Origin of the sequence: Streptococcus oralis, from assembly GCF_001578705.1 — a bacterium.
In the GTDB taxonomy this organism is placed as follows: Bacteria; Bacillota; Bacilli; order Lactobacillales; family Streptococcaceae; genus Streptococcus; species Streptococcus oralis_J.
On the sequence record NZ_KQ969037.1, the window covers coordinates 1,013,149 to 1,013,772 of the forward strand.

1 protein-coding gene is annotated in these 624 nt (G+C 48.6%); it reads right to left on the reverse strand.

The genetic code is table 11. The features are described from left to right. Window positions 1–624, reverse strand: a 624-nt coding sequence (locus SORDD05_RS10145; protein WP_196757202.1) for a hypothetical protein, incomplete at both ends; no start/stop codon positions are given.

Genomic DNA, 624 nt, shown 5'->3' on the forward strand with positions numbered 1-624 from the left:
CTAGCACTTACTGATGCTGAAGCGCTTTGGCTTGCTGATACTGACGCAGAGTGGCTCGCACTTGCTGAGATAGAAGCTGAGTTCTGGTTGTTTGATGCTGAAGCTGAGGCACTTTGGCTAGCACTTACTGATGCTGAAGTACTTTGACTTGCAGATACTGAAGCTGAAGCTGATTGGCTAGATGATACAGATGCTGATTGACTAGCACTTACTGATGCGCTTGCTGATTGACTCGCACTTACAGAAGCCGATGCGCTTTGGCTAGCTGATACAGATGCTGAGTCGCTTGCACTTGCTGAAGCACTTTGACTAGCACTTGCTGAGCTTGATGCTGATTGGCTTGCACTGATGCTTGCACTTACTGATGCTGAAGCGCTTTGGCTCGCACTAATTGACGCAGAGTGGCTCGCGCTTGCTGAGATAGAAGCTGAGTTCTGGTTGTTAGATGCTGAAGCTGAGGCACTTTGACTTGCTGATACTGAAGCTGAAGTACTTTGACTTGCTGATACAGAGGCGCTGGCTGATTGGCTAGCTGATACAGATGCTGAGTGACTTGCACTTACTGATGCTGAAGCTGATTGGCTTGCACTGATGCTTGCACTTACTGATGCTGAAGCGCTTTGG